This is a genomic window from Bradyrhizobium sp. USDA 336, from assembly GCF_044908355.1.
In the GTDB taxonomy this organism is placed as follows: Bacteria; Pseudomonadota; Alphaproteobacteria; order Rhizobiales; family Xanthobacteraceae; genus Bradyrhizobium; species Bradyrhizobium yuanmingense.
Genome location: NZ_JBIYDC010000002.1, coordinates 5,673,595 through 5,689,587, shown reverse-complemented (window position 1 = coordinate 5,689,587; position 15,993 = coordinate 5,673,595). Strand labels below are relative to the sequence as shown.

The 15,993-nt window shown below is 65.1% G+C and carries 16 protein-coding genes and 1 tRNA gene; 3 read left to right on the top strand and 14 right to left on the bottom strand.

What is annotated here, in order from left to right; translation table 11 throughout:
* Position 1: 1 nt before the first annotated feature.
* From ABIA45_RS27675 to ABIA45_RS27625, 11 genes are all read right to left on the bottom strand, one after another.
* Entirely contained in the window at positions 2-922 is a 921-nt protein-coding gene (locus ABIA45_RS27675) for an FAD binding domain-containing protein (RefSeq protein WP_404654470.1), read from the bottom strand.
* The gene (locus ABIA45_RS27670; protein ID WP_404654469.1) at positions 919-3,606 is read right to left on the bottom strand and encodes a molybdopterin-dependent oxidoreductase; all 2,688 of its coding nucleotides are present in this window, start codon (positions 3,604-3,606) and stop codon (positions 919-921) included. The genes ABIA45_RS27675 and ABIA45_RS27670 overlap by 4 nt, the downstream gene beginning before the upstream one ends.
* Positions 3,603-4,244 carry a TetR/AcrR family transcriptional regulator gene (locus ABIA45_RS27665; RefSeq protein WP_404654468.1) on the bottom strand — a complete coding sequence of 214 codons (642 nt, stop codon included), beginning with the start codon at positions 4,242-4,244 and terminating at the stop codon, positions 3,603-3,605. Before ABIA45_RS27665 ends, ABIA45_RS27670 begins: the two co-directional genes overlap by 4 nt.
* A 398-nt stretch (positions 4,245-4,642) precedes the next feature.
* Positions 4,643-4,915 (bottom strand): DUF1150 domain-containing protein, encoded by a 273-nt coding sequence (locus tag ABIA45_RS27660; RefSeq protein ID WP_007598581.1) that lies wholly within the window; start codon positions 4,913-4,915, stop codon positions 4,643-4,645.
* Between the two features lie 50 nt (positions 4,916-4,965).
* On the bottom strand, positions 4,966-5,391 hold the full coding sequence (locus ABIA45_RS27655) for an Hsp20 family protein (RefSeq protein WP_025032962.1): 426 nt from the start codon (positions 5,389-5,391) through the stop codon (positions 4,966-4,968).
* A gap of 338 nt (positions 5,392-5,729) precedes the next feature.
* Complete coding sequence (locus ABIA45_RS27650; protein WP_404654467.1) at positions 5,730-6,818, bottom strand: sn-glycerol-3-phosphate import ATP-binding protein UgpC; 1,089 nt, start codon at positions 6,816-6,818, stop codon at positions 5,730-5,732.
* 108 nt (positions 6,819-6,926) lie between these two features.
* Positions 6,927-7,775 (bottom strand): sn-glycerol-3-phosphate ABC transporter permease UgpE, encoded by an 849-nt coding sequence (gene ugpE / locus ABIA45_RS27645; protein WP_404654466.1) that lies wholly within the window; start codon positions 7,773-7,775, stop codon positions 6,927-6,929.
* Positions 7,775-8,656 (bottom strand): sn-glycerol-3-phosphate ABC transporter permease UgpA, encoded by an 882-nt coding sequence (gene ugpA, locus ABIA45_RS27640; RefSeq protein WP_157285998.1) that lies wholly within the window; start codon positions 8,654-8,656, stop codon positions 7,775-7,777. The genes ugpE and ugpA overlap by 1 nt, the downstream gene beginning before the upstream one ends.
* Positions 8,657-8,705: 49 nt before the next feature.
* Positions 8,706-10,022, bottom strand: a complete 1,317-nt coding sequence (gene ugpB / locus ABIA45_RS27635) for a sn-glycerol-3-phosphate ABC transporter substrate-binding protein UgpB (RefSeq protein ID WP_157285997.1) — start codon at positions 10,020-10,022, stop codon at positions 8,706-8,708.
* 325 nt (positions 10,023-10,347) lie between these two features.
* Positions 10,348-11,550 carry a CaiB/BaiF CoA-transferase family protein gene (locus ABIA45_RS27630; protein ID WP_036009143.1) on the bottom strand — a complete coding sequence of 401 codons (1,203 nt, stop codon included), beginning with the start codon at positions 11,548-11,550 and terminating at the stop codon, positions 10,348-10,350.
* Between the two features lie 177 nt (positions 11,551-11,727).
* Positions 11,728-12,153 carry an organic hydroperoxide resistance protein gene (locus ABIA45_RS27625; protein ID WP_036009140.1) on the bottom strand — a complete coding sequence of 142 codons (426 nt, stop codon included), beginning with the start codon at positions 12,151-12,153 and terminating at the stop codon, positions 11,728-11,730.
* A 155-nt stretch (positions 12,154-12,308) separates the two neighbouring features.
* Between ABIA45_RS27625 and ABIA45_RS27620 the strand changes: the two genes are divergently transcribed.
* A complete protein-coding gene (locus ABIA45_RS27620) occupies positions 12,309-12,767 on the top strand; it encodes a MarR family winged helix-turn-helix transcriptional regulator (protein ID WP_157285996.1) in 459 nt (152 codons plus the stop codon).
* A 4-nt stretch (positions 12,768-12,771) separates the two neighbouring features.
* On the opposite strand, the gene ABIA45_RS27615 is transcribed toward ABIA45_RS27620, so the two are convergent.
* The 3 genes from ABIA45_RS27615 to ABIA45_RS27605 all read right to left on the bottom strand — a co-directional run bounded on the left by ABIA45_RS27615 (position 12,772) and on the right by ABIA45_RS27605 (position 13,743).
* On the bottom strand, positions 12,772-13,008 hold the full coding sequence (locus tag ABIA45_RS27615) for a GIY-YIG nuclease family protein (RefSeq protein WP_271543430.1): 237 nt from the start codon (positions 13,006-13,008) through the stop codon (positions 12,772-12,774).
* A gap of 157 nt (positions 13,009-13,165) precedes the next feature.
* Positions 13,166-13,241, bottom strand: a tRNA-Ala gene (locus ABIA45_RS27610).
* Positions 13,242-13,335: 94 nt separating this feature from the next.
* On the bottom strand, positions 13,336-13,743 hold the full coding sequence (locus ABIA45_RS27605; protein ID WP_036024433.1) for a TIGR02300 family protein: 408 nt from the start codon (positions 13,741-13,743) through the stop codon (positions 13,336-13,338).
* 158 nt (positions 13,744-13,901) lie between these two features.
* Here ABIA45_RS27605 and aroA point away from each other — a divergent pair, with 158 nt between their 5' ends.
* Positions 13,902-15,239 (top strand): 3-phosphoshikimate 1-carboxyvinyltransferase, encoded by a 1,338-nt coding sequence (gene aroA, locus ABIA45_RS27600; protein WP_271543431.1) that lies wholly within the window; start codon positions 13,902-13,904, stop codon positions 15,237-15,239.
* A complete protein-coding gene (gene cmk, locus ABIA45_RS27595) occupies positions 15,236-15,874 on the top strand; it encodes a (d)CMP kinase (RefSeq protein ID WP_157285993.1) in 639 nt (212 codons plus the stop codon). Before aroA ends, cmk begins: the two co-directional genes overlap by 4 nt.
* Positions 15,875-15,993: the final 119 nt, after the last annotated feature.

The window sequence follows — 15,993 nt, the reverse complement described above, 5'->3', positions numbered from 1 at the left end:
TCTAGCCCGAAAGCCGCTCCAGCACGTCGCGCACCAGCCCTTGCAGGAGATCGAGCTTGTAGGCCGTCATCGGCAATGGCTTGGCACCCGAGCTCGCCGCTTTCGCCGCTTCTGCGATCGATGCCGCATTCGCAAGCTTGCCGCTGAGCTGGACCTCCACGGCGGTGAGGCGGAGCGGCACGGGCGCGACGCCGCCTGCAGCGAGACGCACGAGCTCGAACTTGCCGCCGGCGATGACGACGCGGGCGCAGAGCTCCACCAGCGGCCATTCCGCATAGGTCCGGCTGATCGCCCGCTTGTAGGACGCGCGCTCGCCTTGAAGCGGAGCAGGAAGCGCAATGCTCTTGATCATCTCGCCTGCTGCGAGCGTATGATCGGCGTGCGAGAGCGAGCCGTCGCCGAGCAGGCCGGCAATCGTCAATCCGCTGCGCCGGTCGGTGGTGATGGTCGCATCATAGGCGAGCAGAGCCGCCGCCATGGTCGATGGATGCGGCGCGACGCAGGCGCCGAGATCGAAGGCAACGCCATAGAGATGATTGCCGGACCGGGCAGGGCAGGTGCTGCCGCCTTTCTTCAGGCAATCGATGTCGGCCCGGCGGAAATACCAGCAGCGTGAACGCTGCGCGAGATTGCCGCCGAGCGTTGCAACCTGGCGCACCTGTGGCGTGGCGAGCCCTTGCGCGCTCGCCGCAATACCGGGATAGGCAGCAGCGATGCGCGCGTCGGTCGCGATCGTGGCGATGGTGGTGAGCGCGCCGATCTGGGCTGCTCCGTCGGCGTCCCAGCTGATCATCTTGTCGCCGGCGGCCGAGATATCGATCAGCATTCCCTGCGACACGCCGCTGCGGCGGCGTTCGCTGAAGTCGGTGCCTCCGGCGCGGAATTCAGGCGTGGGATTGGCGGTCATGACGGCGACACTCATGCTGCATCCCTCCCTTTCAGCGCGGCCACAAGACGATCGGCCCGGAACGGAATTTCAGTCAGTCTCACGCCGATCGCATCGCGGATGGCGTTGGCGATCGCGGGCGAGGTCGGCACGGTGGCGACTTCGCCGATGCCGACGCTGCCGCCCGGCACATGCTCGAAACCGGCTTCGTCGAAATGCACCTCCAGTTTCGGCATGTCGGCAATCCCTGGGATGCGGTAATCCTCCATGCTGCCGCTCAGGACGTGGCCGCTCAAGAGATCGGTCTCCCGCGACTCATAGAGTGCGTAGCCGATGCCCTGGATCACCGCGCCCGCGGCCTGGCTTCGGGCCAGCGCCGGCGCGGCGAGCTTGCCGACCGCGAGGCCCGTATAGGCGTTGAGCACGCGCACATGGCCGAGCCAGGTATCAACCTCGACTTCCATCACCTGCACCGAGCTCGGCACGCCGGCGCCGACCACCATGTGGCTCATCAGACGCAGCACCCAACCGAACACCCGGCCCATGATGCCCGCCTCGTGCAGCGCGGGCCTGACGCCGGGCGGCGGCTTGCCGTCCTCCTGGCGTCTCGCCGACACGGCGATATCAGGGGAAGCCGCGATCATCTCGCGCCACGGCGCGTTCGAGCCCGGAGCAGGTGTGCGAGACGCGGTGCGCTTGATTTCCGCTTTCAGCTTCTCGATGGCGAGCAAGGTCGGCGGCACCACCGAGGCGGTGACGCGGCTGCCGCCGGAGCCCGGTCCCCGGGGCAGGCTGGAGCGGCCGATGCGAACGTCCACATCCTGCGGCTCGAGATCGAACGCCTTCGCGACGGTGTTGGCGATCACGCTGCGCGTGCCCGTGCCGATATCCTGTACCGCGCAGCTTGCGACGATGCGGCCGCCCTTGATCGCGAGTTCGACCGAGGAGCCGGTCTGCCAGAGATACAGCCAGTAGCCGGTGGCGACGCCGACGCCGCGCCGGTAGCGGCCGGTTTGCGAGGCGGCCGGCTTGCGGTTCTTCCAGACGTCGAGGCCGGCAGCCCAATCGTACAATCGCTGGCGGTTGGGATCGGGGTCCCAGAGCTTGCGGAGGTGAATCGGATCCATCTTCATGCGCAGCGCCGCTTCGTCGACCGCCTGCTCTAGCGCAAACGACATCGGCGGACCGCCGGGGCCGCGGAACGGCGCGCCGGGCGGCAAATTGCTGAGCACGTCGAAGTCGACGAGCTCCTTGGCTTCGGCCGGATAGATCAGCCGCGCCAGACCCGCGATCAGCGAGTTCACGGCGGCGCCGGTGTCGGCATGGGCGGTGAGCGACAGCGCCTTGAGGCGGCCTTCCGCCGAAGGCAGCAAGGACAGCTTCAGCTCGGCGGCCGGACGATAGCCGGTGACGGAAAGCTCCTCTTCACGATCGAAGGCAACACGCACCGGCGCCTTCGCGGCGCGCGCAAGCTCGATCGCGGCGATGGTCTCCAGCCCCAGGCTGCCCTTGGAGCCGAATCCGCCGCCGACATGATCGGCGATCACACGCACCTTGTCGTGCGGAAGGCCATAGCGCTTGGCGATCTTCTCCATACTCTCGTGGATGGCCTGGGTCGAGATGTGCACAATGAGCTGATCGCCATCGAACCTGGCCACGGCGGCATGTGGTTCGAGGCTTGCGTGCTGTTGCGTCGAGACGCGGAAGGTTTCCTCGACCAGCAGCGGATTGCGTTGCTGGCGCGCCTCGTCGAGCCAGCTCCTGGCCTGCTTGGCCTTTTGCGAGAACGGCGCCGAAGGCCCGCGCACATTGCCCTTCCACGACACCGGAGCGCCGCCTGCGCCCTCGGACACGTTGCCGGCACGCTTGCGGTCCTTCTTTTCGAACACGACCGGCGCATCGTCGCGTCGCGCTGCATCGAGCCCGATCACGGCGGGCAAAGGCTCGGGCTTGAAGGTGATCGCGGCGATTGCCTTCAGTGCGGTGCGGCGATCCTTGGCCGCGACGGCTGCAATCGGCGCACCGACGAAGCGGACCATGTTGTCATCGTCGAGCAGCGGAACGACCGCGGCAACACCGGCCATGGCGCGCGCCGGCGCCAGATCAAGCCCGGTGATCCTCGCATGCGCGACGTGCGCGCGCAGGATGACGCCTTCGAGCTGGCCGTCATGGTGGATGTCGACCGTGTAGCGGGCGAGGCCCGTCACCTTGTCGCGGGCTTCCAGCCGCGGCGCAATGGGTTCGTTGCCGTCGAAGCGACCCGAACAAGCCTCCGCTACCGCGCGAAAAATGCCTTCATAGGCGCCGCAGCGGCAGAGATGCCCTGAGAGCGCGGCGGCGATCTCCTCGCGCGAGGGTGTCGCCGCGCCCTTGGTCGCGCGCCAGCCGTCATGGAAGGCGGCGGCTTCGACGACAAAGCCGGGTGTGCAGAAGCCGCATTGCAGGGCATCGTGCGCCATGAACGCCTTCTGCACCGGATGCAATCCGGCGGCTCCGACGCCCTCGATGGTCGTCAGCGATTTGTCGGCGGCGGCCTGTGCCGGCAACAGGCAGCTCACGACGGGCGTGCGGTCGAGCAGCACGGTGCAGGCGCCGCAGACGCCGGAGCCGCAGACGAGCTTGGTGCCGGTGAGGCCGCCATCGCGGATCACGTCGATCAAGAGCGCATCCGGATCGTCGGGCAGCGCCAGAGGCCGTCCATTGATGGTCGTGCTGGTCATTTTCGAACTCCCGTTTTGCGTGGGGACTTCTTTGCGGACGGCGCCATCGCGCCGGCGATCAGCATGCGCAGCATGGTCTCGAGCTGTTTCAGGAACGCCTCGACCGGCTGCATGGAAGGGAAGGCGGATTTGGTGCCGTGGATCGCCATCTCGACGCAGCGCGCGAGCTCGCGCACGCTGACGCCGCTTTCGAGGTTAAGCTTTCGCTTGCGGCACACCCGCGCGATCGTGGTCGCGATCTCCTCAGTGAAACGGTTGGAATAGCTCTGGTAGAGGTCGCGCGCCTGCGCGAGGTGCTCGGAAAACAGCTCCTCGGTATGGGGCGAGTCCTTCAGCGAAGCGAGCAGCGACTGCATTCGCGCGCCGATCTCGGCGACCAGGATGTCGGCAAGCTCGAGGCCCGCTTCTTCCGCCGCCTTCGCGGCCGCGATTTCCGCAGCGAGCCCCTGCGCGTAGATCCGCTCGAGCACGGCGCGAAACAGCGCCTCCTTGGAGGCGAAGTGATGATAGAGCGCCTGCCGCGTCAGTCCGGCTTCCTCCGCCGCCTGCTCGATCGAGGAGCGGCGGAATCCGTGGCGCCGGAACACGCGCAAGGCGGCGTCGAGGATCCGGTCCTGGGGAGGGGCCTTGGCCTGCATTTTGTCAGATTTGACAAAGAAGAACGAAATGTCAAATCACGGATTGATGACGGTCTCGTGCGCGCATGAGCCAAGGCCGCCCGCACGCGCAGGAGAGGTCATTGCATCGGAATTTCGAGAGCCCGTCATGCCCGGGCTTGTCCCGGGCATCCACGTTCTTTGCGCTACGTGGAAAGGCGTGGATGGCCCGGACAAGCCCGGCCATGACGCTGTGGACACAGTCGGTGTCCCAGCCACGACTAACATGCGATTGCCCTGCGCACGCGGGCGGGGACGTCGCCGAATCCCGGTTGGCTGCCGATGGCGACGCGAACACCTCGCCGCCCAATTGAAAACGGGCACGCCTTCCTGCGAAGGCATGCCCGTTTGAAACTCTCTTCCTGCGATGCGCGCGTGCTTTAGTGCACGCTCACGGCCTGCAGCTCGTTGCTCCAGGCGTTGGCGATCGCGGCTTCGCGGCTGTCGGTCAGCATGATCGGCGTGCCGTCGGCGGCGTGGAGCGCGAAAAGCTTGAGGCCCGGCGCGATCTTGGGCGCCTCGGGGAACAGGCCCGGCACGTCCTCGGAGCGGATCTGCTTCACATAGGCGATATGGCCTTCGCCCAGGGTTGCCAGCGTCTCCGGAGAGACGTTCTTGGCTTCGTATTCGAACGCAACGTGACCTTCACTCATGGTCTCGACTCCTCTGGAACACTAAGCGGTCGAGTCCGCTACTCGTTCCATTATTCGTGCTCATTGATAGCGATTGTCTTAACGATCCGCTCCGGTTCAGGCCGGGCCAGATCGATCGACAACAACCCGTTCTTCAGATCCGCACCCAGCACCAGCATCCCCTCCGCCAGCACGAAGGTGCGCTGGAAGTGGCGCGCGGCGATGCCGCGATGGATGTATTGCCGGGATTTGTCGTCCTGCTGCCGTCCGCGGATCACGAGCTGGTTTTCCTCAATGGTTACATCGAGTTGGTCGCGCGTAAATCCGGCGACCGCCAGCGTGATGCGCAAACGCTCGGGCTGGCCGTCCGTGCGGTCGCACCTCTCGATATTGTAGGGAGGATAACCGTCGGCGCCTTTGACGACCCGATCGAGCACGCGCTCGATCTCGTCAAAGCCCAGCAGGAAGGGACTGGAGAGCGTTGGAACACGAGACATAGTTTACAAAGTCCTCGCAGAAGCGACTTTGGTGTGTCGGGGCCCGTCGTGGCACCCCTTGATCAGCAATATGGGCATGTTCCCCTGTGGGTTCAAGCAGGTAGCCGGGAGGCTGTGGACGGGCCGATTCCGCCTTCGATAGGCTCGACATGGCCTCAGCTGCGTCATGGCCGGGCTTGTCCCGGCCATCCACGACCTTGCTTGGCAGCACCGAGAGCGTGGATGCCCGGGACAAGCCCGGGCATGACGGATCCGCGAGAATTCTCCAACGAAAACAAACCCCCTTCTACTGTGCATGGGGTTGTTTTCGCACTTTTGTCGTCGGGCCCCGGAGCCGCTCAGCTCTTAAGCCGCGTCCGCCCGTCGTCACTGAACAGATGCAGCTTGGCCCGCACCGCCGCGACCCGGATCCTCGCGCCGATGGCGGGGGCCTGGGTTCCGGGAATGCGGACGATGACCTCGCCGGGCGGCAGCTCGCCGGGCGTGGCGGCGACGCGCTGATCCTCCTGCTCCCGTGAGCCGTAGACGAAGGTCTCGGCGCCGACGCGCTCGATGGCTTCGACGGTGAGCGGCAGGGCGACGCCGCCGGCCGGCGTCTCGTCGGTGATGACAAAATCCTCCGGGCGGATGCCGACGATGCCGGCGTCGGCAGCGGCGCTGCCGGCGAGCTGCGACCGGATCTCCTCGGGCCGCGTCGACATCAAGTTCATCGGCGGCGCGCCGATGAAGGAGGCGACGAAGGTCGTCGCCGGTTTCTCGTAGATATCAAGCGGATTGCCGACCTGCTCGACCTGGCCGCCGTTCATCACGACAAGAATGTCGGCGAGCGTCATCGCCTCGAGCTGGTCATGGGTGACGTAGATCGACGTCGTGTTGAGCCGGCGCTGCAATTTGCGGATCTCGACCCGCATCGCGATGCGCAGCTTGGCGTCGAGATTGGAGAGCGGCTCGTCGAACAAAAACACTTTCGGCTGGCGCACGATGGCGCGGCCCATGGCGACGCGCTGGCGCTGGCCGCCGGAGAGCTGGCGCGGCTTGCGCTCCAGCATGGCGGAGAGCTCGAGCACGCGCGCGGCTTCTTCCACGCGAGTCTTGATCTCGGCCTCGGCCATGCCGCGGTTGCGCAGGCCATAGGCCATGTTGTTGTAGACGCTCATATGCGGATAGAGCGCGTAGTTCTGGAACACCATCGCGATGTCGCGATCGGCGGGCTCGACCTGGTTGACGACGCGGCCGCCGATGTCGATCTCGCCGCCGGTGACCGTCTCCAGTCCCGCGACCATGCGCAGCAGCGTGGACTTGCCGCAGCCGCTTGGTCCGACCAGCACGCAGAACTGTCCGTCGCCGACATCGACGTCGACGCCCTTGATGGCCTCGAAGCCGCCGGGATAGGTCTTGCGGACGCTGCGCAGGGTGACGTTAGCCATGGGTTGCACCGGCGAATAGCGAGTAGGGAATGGCGAATGGGGACTTGTTAGCACGCAAGGCGGACGCAGCGACCCCATTCGCCGCTCGCCATTCACTATTCGCCATCTTCACTTTTCCGTCTCGACCAGGCCGCGCACGAACAATTTCTGCATGGCGACGACGACGACCACCGGCGGCAGCATGGCCAGCACGGCGGTTGCCATCACGATCGGCCATTCGGTCAGCGCGTCGGTGGTGGTGATCATCTTGCGGATGCCGATCTGGATGGTCTGCATGTCGTCGCGCGTGGTGATCAACAGCGGCCAGAGATATTGATTCCAGCCGAGGATGAACAGGATCACGAACAGCGCCGCCATGTTGGTGCGCGACAGCGGCAAGAGCGTATCCCAGAAGAAGCGGAAGGGGCCGGCGCCGTCGATGCGCGAGGCTTCCAGCAATTCGTCCGGCACCGTCATGAAGAATTGGCGGAACAGCAGCGTCGCGGTGGCCGATGCGATCAGCGGCAGCGACAGGCCGGCATAGCTGTCGAGCATGTGCAGGTCGGCGACGATCTTGTAGGTCGGATAGATGCGCACCTCGACGGGCAGCATCAAAGTGATGAAGATGATCCAGAAGATCGCCATCCGGAACGGAAAGCGGAAATAGACGATCGCATAGGCGGAGATGATCGAGACCGCGATCTTGCCGAGCGCGATCAGCATCGCCATCACCAGCGAGTTCAGCATCATGTTGCCGACCGGCTCGCGGGTGGAGCCGCTCGTGCCGATGAAGATCGTCTTATAGTAGGTTTCGAGAAAATGGCCACCCGGCAGCAGCGACATCTGCCCGTTGGCGATTACCGCGTTCTCCTGGGTGGAGGCGACGAAGGCGAGATAGACGGGGAAGGCGACGATCGCGATCCCGATCCAGAGGATGACATGGGCGATGTAGCGCCGGAAGCCCTCTTCCTCGACCATCAGTAGGTCACCTTGCGTTCGACGAAGCGAAACTGGATGCCCGTCAGCACGATGACCATGATCATCAGGATCACCGATTGCGCCGCGGAGCTGCCGAGGTTTCCGCCGAGCAGGCCGTCGGTATAGACCTTGTAGACCAGCGTCTCCGTCGACTTGCCCGGACCGCCGCGGGTCATGGTGTCGATGATGCCGAACGTGTCGAAGAAGGCGTAGACGATGTTGACGACCAAGAGGAAGAAGATGGTCGGCGACAGCAGCGGGAAGATCACGGTCCAGAACCTGCGCATCGGGCGGGCGCCGTCGATCGCAGCCGCCTCGATCACGCTTCTGGGGATGCTCTGCAGGCCGGCGAGGAAGAACAGGAAGTTGTAGGAGATCTGCTTCCAGGCGGCCGCCATGATGATCAGGGCAGCTGCCTGATTGCCGTCGAGCAGCGGATTCCAGTCGATACCAAGGGTACGCAAGTAGCGCGCGAGCACGCCGAGCGAAGGGTGCAGCATGAAGATCCACAGCACGCCGACGACGGGTGGCGCCACTGCATAGGGCCAGATCAGCAGCGTGCGGTAAAGCGTGCCGCCACGCAGCGGCTTGTCGGCCATGACCGCGAGCAGCAGAGCGAAGGACAGCGACGAGATCGCGATGGCGAACGAGAAGAAGAAGGTGCGGACGATCGCCTCGAAATAGGCGCGCTCCTTGAACAGGTCGATATAGTTCTCGAACCAGACGAAGCTGGTTGACAGGCCGAAGGCGTCCTGGAGCAGGAAGGACTGGATCACCGCCTGCAAGGCCGGCCAGTAGAAGAATATCAGGACGATCGCGAGCTGCGGCGCAACCAGCGCATAGGGCAATAGCTTCGATTGGAAAATGGCTTGCTTTTGCATGATGCCTGCGGGGGCGGCAGGCCGGTTGACCGGCCTGCCGCTTGTCGCCTTACTTCACAGCGGTCTTTTCGAACTGGCGCAGCATGGTGTTGCCGCGCTCGACGGCCGCGTCCAGCGCCTGCTTGGCGGTCTTCTTGCCGGCCAGCGCCTGCTCGATCTCTTCCGCCCAGACGTCACGGAGCTGCACCATGTTGCCGAGGCGCAGGCCGCGCGAATTCTCGGTCGGCTCCTTGTTGGTCAGCTCGAGCAGCGGGGTCTCGAGATAGGGCTGGTCCTTGTAGAAGCCATCCGCCTTGGCCTTGTCATAGGCCGCCTTGGTGATCGGCAGATAGCCCGAGGCTTTATGGATGTAGACCTGGCGATCGGTGTCCGAGAGGAAGGAGAAGAATTTGGCGACGCCCTTGTACTCGTCGGCCGACTTGCCGCCCATCACCCAGAGCGAGGCACCGCCGATGATCGAGTTCTGCGGCGCGCCCTTGGCGTCCGGATAATAGGGCATCGGCACCGCGGTGAAGGCGAACTTGGCCTGCGCCTTGACGTTGCCGAAGAACGCCGACGAGGTCAGGTAGAGCGGGCATTCACCCGACGTGAAGCGGCCTTCGCCGGTGTTGGTGCGGCCGGCATAGTCGTAGGTCTTGTCCTTCTGGAGCTCGACCAGATTTTCGAGATGCTTGACCTGGAGCGGACCGTTGAAGGACAGCACGGTGTCGAAACCGTCGAGGCCGTTGGCCTTGCTGGCGAGCGGCACGTTGTGCCAGGCGGACAGCTGCTCGAGATTGACCCAGGTGACCCAGGAGTTGGAGAAGCCGCAGGTGGCGTGGCCGGCCGCCTTCAGCTTCTTGGCGGCGTCGAACACTTCGGGCCAGGTCTTCGGGATCTCGACATTCGCCTTCTTCAGTGCGTCGAGATTGACCCACATCACCGTCGAGGACGAGTTGAAGGGGAAGGACAGCATCTCGCCCTTCGAGGTCGAGTAGTAGCCGGTGATCGCGGGCAAGTAGGCCTTCGGATCGAACTTCTCGCCGGTCTCGGCCATCAGCTTGTAGACCGGCTTCACGGCGCCGGTCGCCGCCATCATGGTGGCGGTGCCGACCTCGAACACCTGCATGATGTGCGGAGCGTTGCCGGCGCGGAACGCGGCGATGCCGGCGTTCATCGTGTCGGCGTAGTTGCCCTTGTAGGTCGGGATCACCTTGTAGTCGCTCTGCGTGGTGTTGAAATCGTTGGCGAGCCTGACGATGACGTCGTTGTTGGCGCCGGTCATCGCGTGCCACCACTGGATTTCGGTCACCGCGAGTGCCGGCGAGGCGCCGAGACCAATTGTGAGTGCGACAGCCGCCGCCGTGCCAAAATGTCGAAGAGCCATCAAGAACCTCCCTTGCCCGTCACTAAAGAAGCGCTTGCGCTAGCAGCGCCATATGACGTTCACATGACTGTGTAAGCGGGAGAAACGAAAGCAGCAAGCGCGGCCAGATGGGAAGTCGTCAAATAGGCCATGACGGAGCCGTCAGCCAACTCCGTTCGCGCTGCACATACGTGCGCGCGCCGCAGTGCGGCATTGAGATGAGGCACTATCGCGCCGGGTGAGGGTTCTATCCTCTAGGGGATTGTCCCGGTGCGGAGACACCCTCTCCCCAACCCTCTCCCGCGAGCGGGAGAGGGAGCGCACCACCGTTGACGCTCGCCTTACCTCAGCGTTTCCGCTCGGGACCGCAGACCGTGCCCTTTTCGACCATCGCGTCGATCTCGGCCTTGGAGTAGCCGAACTCGCCCAGCACCTCGGCCGCGTGCTGGCTGAACTTCGGCGGCACGCGGCGCAGGCTCGGCTTGCTGCGGTCGAGCCGGATCGGCGAAGCCACGCCCTTGTACCAGTCCTTCTCGATAATATCGCCACGCGCGATCGTGTGCGGGTTGGTCAACGCCTGGTCGATCTTCTGCACCGGCCCCGCGGGCAGGCCGGCCGCGAGCAGGCGGTTGCACAGCGGCTCGGCCTCGTGCTGGCTGAACACGGCGGCAAGCTCGGCGCGCAGCGCCTCGCGATTGGCGATGCGGTCCTTGTTGCGGGCAAAGCGTGGATCGGTGCCGAGCTCGGGCTTGCCGATCTCTTTCGCCAGCTTGCGGAAGGTGCCGTCATTGCCGACGCCGATGAAGATGTTGTCGGTCTTGGTCGGGAAGATCGCGTAAGGGACGAGGTTCGGATGCTCGTTGCCGGTGAGACCAGGCGGCTTGCCATGCATGAAATAATTCGCGGTGTGCGGATGCATGATGGCGAGGCCGGTCTCGTACAGCGTGGTCTCCAGGAACTGGCCCTTGCCCGACCGCTGCCGCTCCGACAGCGCCATCAGGATGCCGATCGCCGCATAAAGCCCGGTGGTGATGTCGACCAAGGGCACGCCGATCCGCATCGGCCCGCTCTCGGGCGAGCCGGTCGCCGCGATCATGCCGGTCATGGCCTGGATGATGGCGTCATAGCCGGGGTTGCCGCCGCGCGGGCCGTCGGCGCCGAAGCCGCAGATCCGGCAATGCACGAGGCGGGGATATTTCTTGCTGAGGACGTCGTTGCCGATGCCCCATTTCTCCAGCGTGCCCGGCTTGAAATTCTCGATCAGGACGTCGGCGGTCTCCAGCATCTTGAGCAGCACGATTCGGCCGCCCTCGGAGGCGAGGTCGAGGCCGATCGAGCGCTTGTTGCGGTTGATGCCGACGAAATAGGCCGCATCCTCTTCGTGGAACGGAGGGCCCCATTCGCGCACCTCGTCGCCCGCGGGCGGCTCGACCTTGATCACGTCGGCGCCGTGGTCGGCGAGGATCTGGGTGCAGTAGGGACCGCCGAGCACGCGCGTGAGATCGATGACGCGCAGTCCGCTCATGGCGCCCGTTGCTGCTTCAGTCATGCCTTCGCTTCCCTGTGTCGATCATTGGATCACAGGCCTAGCGAGGTTTGTTTGCGCCAGCAATGGCGCCGAGCGTGGAGCCGTATGCGCCGCCGTGCAGCCATGCCGCGGGGTGGCAAATTTCCTCGTAAGTGGCCGGCCCGAGGAGGCCCCGGGCCAGCCGATCCGCGCTGCCGATCAGACCACCGTCAGGCGAACGTCAACGTTGCCGCGCGTGGCATTGGAGTACGGGCACACCTGGTGCGCCTTCGCCACCAGCGCCTCGGCATCTGCACGGGCAAGGCCCGGCAGCGAGACCGCAAGGTCGATATCGAGGCCGAAGCCGCCCTCGGAGCGAGGGCCGATGCCGACGGTCGAGGTGACCGAGGCATCCGCAGGCACCTTCGGGCCGCCCTGCGAGGCCACGAACTTCATCGCGCCGATGAAGCAGGCGGCATAGCCGGCCGCGAACAGCTGCTCGGGATTGTTGCCAGCGCCGCCGCCACCGCCGAGCTCCTTCGGCGTGGTGAGCTTGACGTCGAGCGCGCCGTCGAGGGTCGCAGCATGGCCGTCGCGGCCGCCGGTGGCCTTGGCGCTGGTCTTGTAGAGGACGTTCACAGACATTTTCGTCTCCTCGGGTCTTTCCGGGTTGGGGTGCAAGCTTTATCGCAGACAATTAGATTGCGCGCAATCTAATTCGTCGCGCCTCACATTTAATTGTTCGCAATTGAATGTGCCGCCGGCCGGGCCCAGAATGAGAGAAACGCGCGAGATTCGTCATGGCCCGGAAATCAACGGTGGTAGACCCGCTTCGCCTCGACAACCAGATCTGCTTTGCGGTCTATTCCGCCACGCACGCCTTCAACCGCGTCTACAAGCCGCTGCTCGATCGGCTCGGCCTGACCTATCCGCAATATCTGGTCATGCTGGTGCTGTGGGAGCGGGACGACGTGCCGGTCAAGGAGATCGGCGAGAAGCTGTTCCTGGATTCGGGCACGCTGACGCCGCTGCTCAAACGGCTCGAGGCTGCCCATCTCGTCAGGCGCACCCGCTCGCGCGAGGACGAGCGCCAGGTCCTGATCGCCCTGACGGCGCAGGGCCATGCGCTGAAGGAGAAGGCGCGCAACGTGCCGCAATCGATCCTGGCGGCGTCGGACTGCTCGGTGTCAGAACTGGTCGCGATGAAGGACGAGATCGTGGCGCTGAGGGATCGGCTGAATGCGGTGATCGGGGAGTAGGGGGCTAAAGCCGCTTCTTGGCGAAGGCGCGGCCTGATGCCGACTTCAAGTACTTTTCGAATGCGACGGCCTGCTTCTCGTCGCTGAATGCGACGTAAGTCTTGAGCCGCCAAGGTCCGTATTTCGAAGTGTGGGGCACCTCGCCAGCATTGTGCTTTGTCAGTCGGGCGCGGAGGTCGTCGGTGATCCCGACGTAGAAATGGAGGGAATCGAGGCTCTCCAAGATGTAGACGTACTTCATCGCACTCCCCCCGGTTGTCGAAGAGAGTTTACACCCGCCCTTGTTTTGCTGAAGCCCGGCTTCGCCCTTCGGGCTACGCCGCGGCAGCCTTCGCTAGCTTCGCCACGAGGGAGCGGAGCTGGCTTGCCGAGCCGAAGCTGGCGAAGCCAGCGAAGGCTGGTGGAGCCAGGCGGGATCGAACCGCCGACCTCTTGCATGCCATGCAAGCGCTCTCCCAGCTGAGCTATGGCCCCTTAACCCTAGATGGAGTGAACCTGGTCGATCACCCCGGACCGGCGAGCCTTCCGACTCGCGCGGTGCACCCTTTTTCACAGATCAGGGCTGATCTCAAGTCTCTTCATCACCGCCGACATCACCAATGATGTCGGTCACGTCCTCATCGCCCTCTTCCTCGTCCGCAATGAAGGTCGAATCGTCGTCATCATCGTCGTCGAGGGTCTCGTCGACCTCGATATCGTCCTCCGATTCGGGCACGACCGCCTTGACCTTGCCGGTGTTCTCCTCGGCATCGGCCTCCTCGAGCGAGACCAACTCCTCGGCCTCCGCCGGCTCCGGCGCGTTGTCCTGGGCCATGTTGCGGGCCTCGGCGGCACGGGGGCCGCGGGCAGGAGCGACCGGGGCGATCGGCACCACTTCGCCGGTATAGGGCGAGATCACCGGATTCTTGTTGAGGTCATAGAACTTCTTGCCCGTGGTCGGGCAAATACGTTTGGTTCCGAGTTCGGACTTGGCCACGGCAGGAATCCTGGGAATGTCTGAAAAGCGGTGCTTCACTTGGCTAGTTGGCGGCCCGCTGTCAATAGCGCATTACGGGAGAACGACATGCCCGTGACGGGGCGCGGACCATGTGGTACCTGCGCGCCAGCCCACCGGGCCTATTCAAGGACACAATCTTGACCCATTCCGACCAACCGAGGCCGCTCCAGTCTCGCGCCAGCGGTCTCCTGACCGGGAAAGTACGGGTGCCCGGCGACAAGTCGATCTCCCACCGCGCCCTGATCCTGGGCGCGCTCGCGGTCGGCGAGACCAGGATTTCGGGCCTGCTCGAGGGCGAGGACGTCCTCAACACCGCCAAATCGATGCAGGCGCTGGGCGCCAGGGTCGAGCGCACCGGCGATTTCGCCTGGACCGTCAACGGCGTCGGGGTAGGAGGCTTCGCCCAGCCCAAGGCAGCACTGGATTTCGGCAATTCCGGCACCGGCTGCCGGCTGGTCATGGGCGCCGTCGCCGGCTGCCCGATTTCGGCGGTGTTCGACGGCGACGCCTCGCTGCGCAGCCGTCCGATGCGCCGGATCCTCGATCCGCTGGAGAAGATGGGTGCCAGGGTCACCGCCGGCGGCGAGGGCGGGCGCCTGCCGCTGACCCTCCAGGGCGCGCGCGACCCCCTGCCGATCGTCTACAAGACCCCTGTGGCCTCGGCCCAGATCAAATCCGCCGTGCTGCTGGCGGGCCTCGCCGCTCCCGGCACCACCACGGTCATCGAGACCGAGGCCAGCCGCGACCACACCGAGCTGATGCTGAAGCATTTCGGCGCCGACATCACCTCGGTCCAGGAAGGCCGGCACGGCCGCCGCATCACGCTGGTGGGCCAGCCCGAGCTGCATGGCGCCAATGTCGTGGTGCCCGCCGATCCCTCTTCGGCCGCCTTCCCGATCGTCGCGGCGCTGATCGCGGAGGGCTCCGATGTCGTGCTGTCCGACGTCATGACCAATCCGCTGCGCACCGGGCTGTTCACCACGCTGCGCGAAATGGGCGCCTCCATCGAGGAGAGCGAAGTGCGCGGCGATGCCGGCGAGCCGATGGCGCGCTTGCGCGTGCGGGCGTCGAAGCTGCGCGGCGTCGAGGTGCCGCCCGAGCGCGCGCCGTCGATGATCGACGAATATCTGGTGCTGGCGGTGGCGGCGTCGTTCGCCGAAGGCACCACGATCATGCGCGGCCTGCAGGAGCTGCGTGTCAAGGAATCCGACCGGCTTGAAGCCACGGCCGCCATGCTGCGCGTCAACGGCGTCAAGGTCGAGGTCTCCGGCGACGATCTGATCGTGGAGGGTCGCGGCCACGTCCCGGGCGGCGGCACTGTCGCCACCCATATGGACCATCGCATCGCGATGTCCGCGCTGGTGATGGGCTGCGCCTCCGATCAGCCCGTGACCGTCGACGACACCGCCTTCATCGCCACCAGCTTTCCGGATTTCATTCCGATGATGCGTTCGCTAGGGGCCGAGTTCTCATGATCATCGCCATCGACGGGCCCGCGGCTTCGGGCAAGGGGACGCTCGGCAAGCGTCTCGCCCACCATTACGGCTATCGTCATCTCGATACCGGCGTGATCTATCGCGCGGTCGCCTATGCCCTGATGCAGTCGGGGCACGATCTCAACGACGAGGCGGCTGCGGTGCAGGCCGCGCTGGAGCTCGATCCCGAAAAGTTCGGCAATCCTGCGCTGAAGACCCAGAAGGCCGGCGAGGGTGCCTCGATCGTCTCGGCAATCCCTCGGGTTCGCGAGGTCCTGGTCAATTTCCAGCGCCAGTTCGCGGCCGATCCGCCCGGCGCCGTGCTCGACGGCCGGGATATTGGAACCGTGATCTGCCCCCATGCCGACGTGAAGATCTTCGTGGTCGCCGACCCCAGGGTCCGCGCGCGGCGCCGCACCATGGAGGCCAAAGCGCGGGGCGAGGAGGTGGACGAGGCGGCCGTGCTCGCCGACATCCTCCAGCGTGACGAACGTGACAAGAATCGGCCGATTGCGCCTTTGAAACCGGCCCCGGATGCTTACTTGCTAGATAACTCCCAACTGGATATAGAAGGCGGCGTCCGGGCCGCCATCGACATTATCGAGGCTGTCCGAGCGGGCCGGTCGCGGGGTTAAGCCGCCGCCGTCATTGGAGGAAGTGCCCGCTCCCGCTCTTTGAGGTCGATACGCTTCGTCCCGGTTTCGGGACCGGCGCGATCCAGGTTCCGGACAAGCTTTCAACGTATCGAACGCGC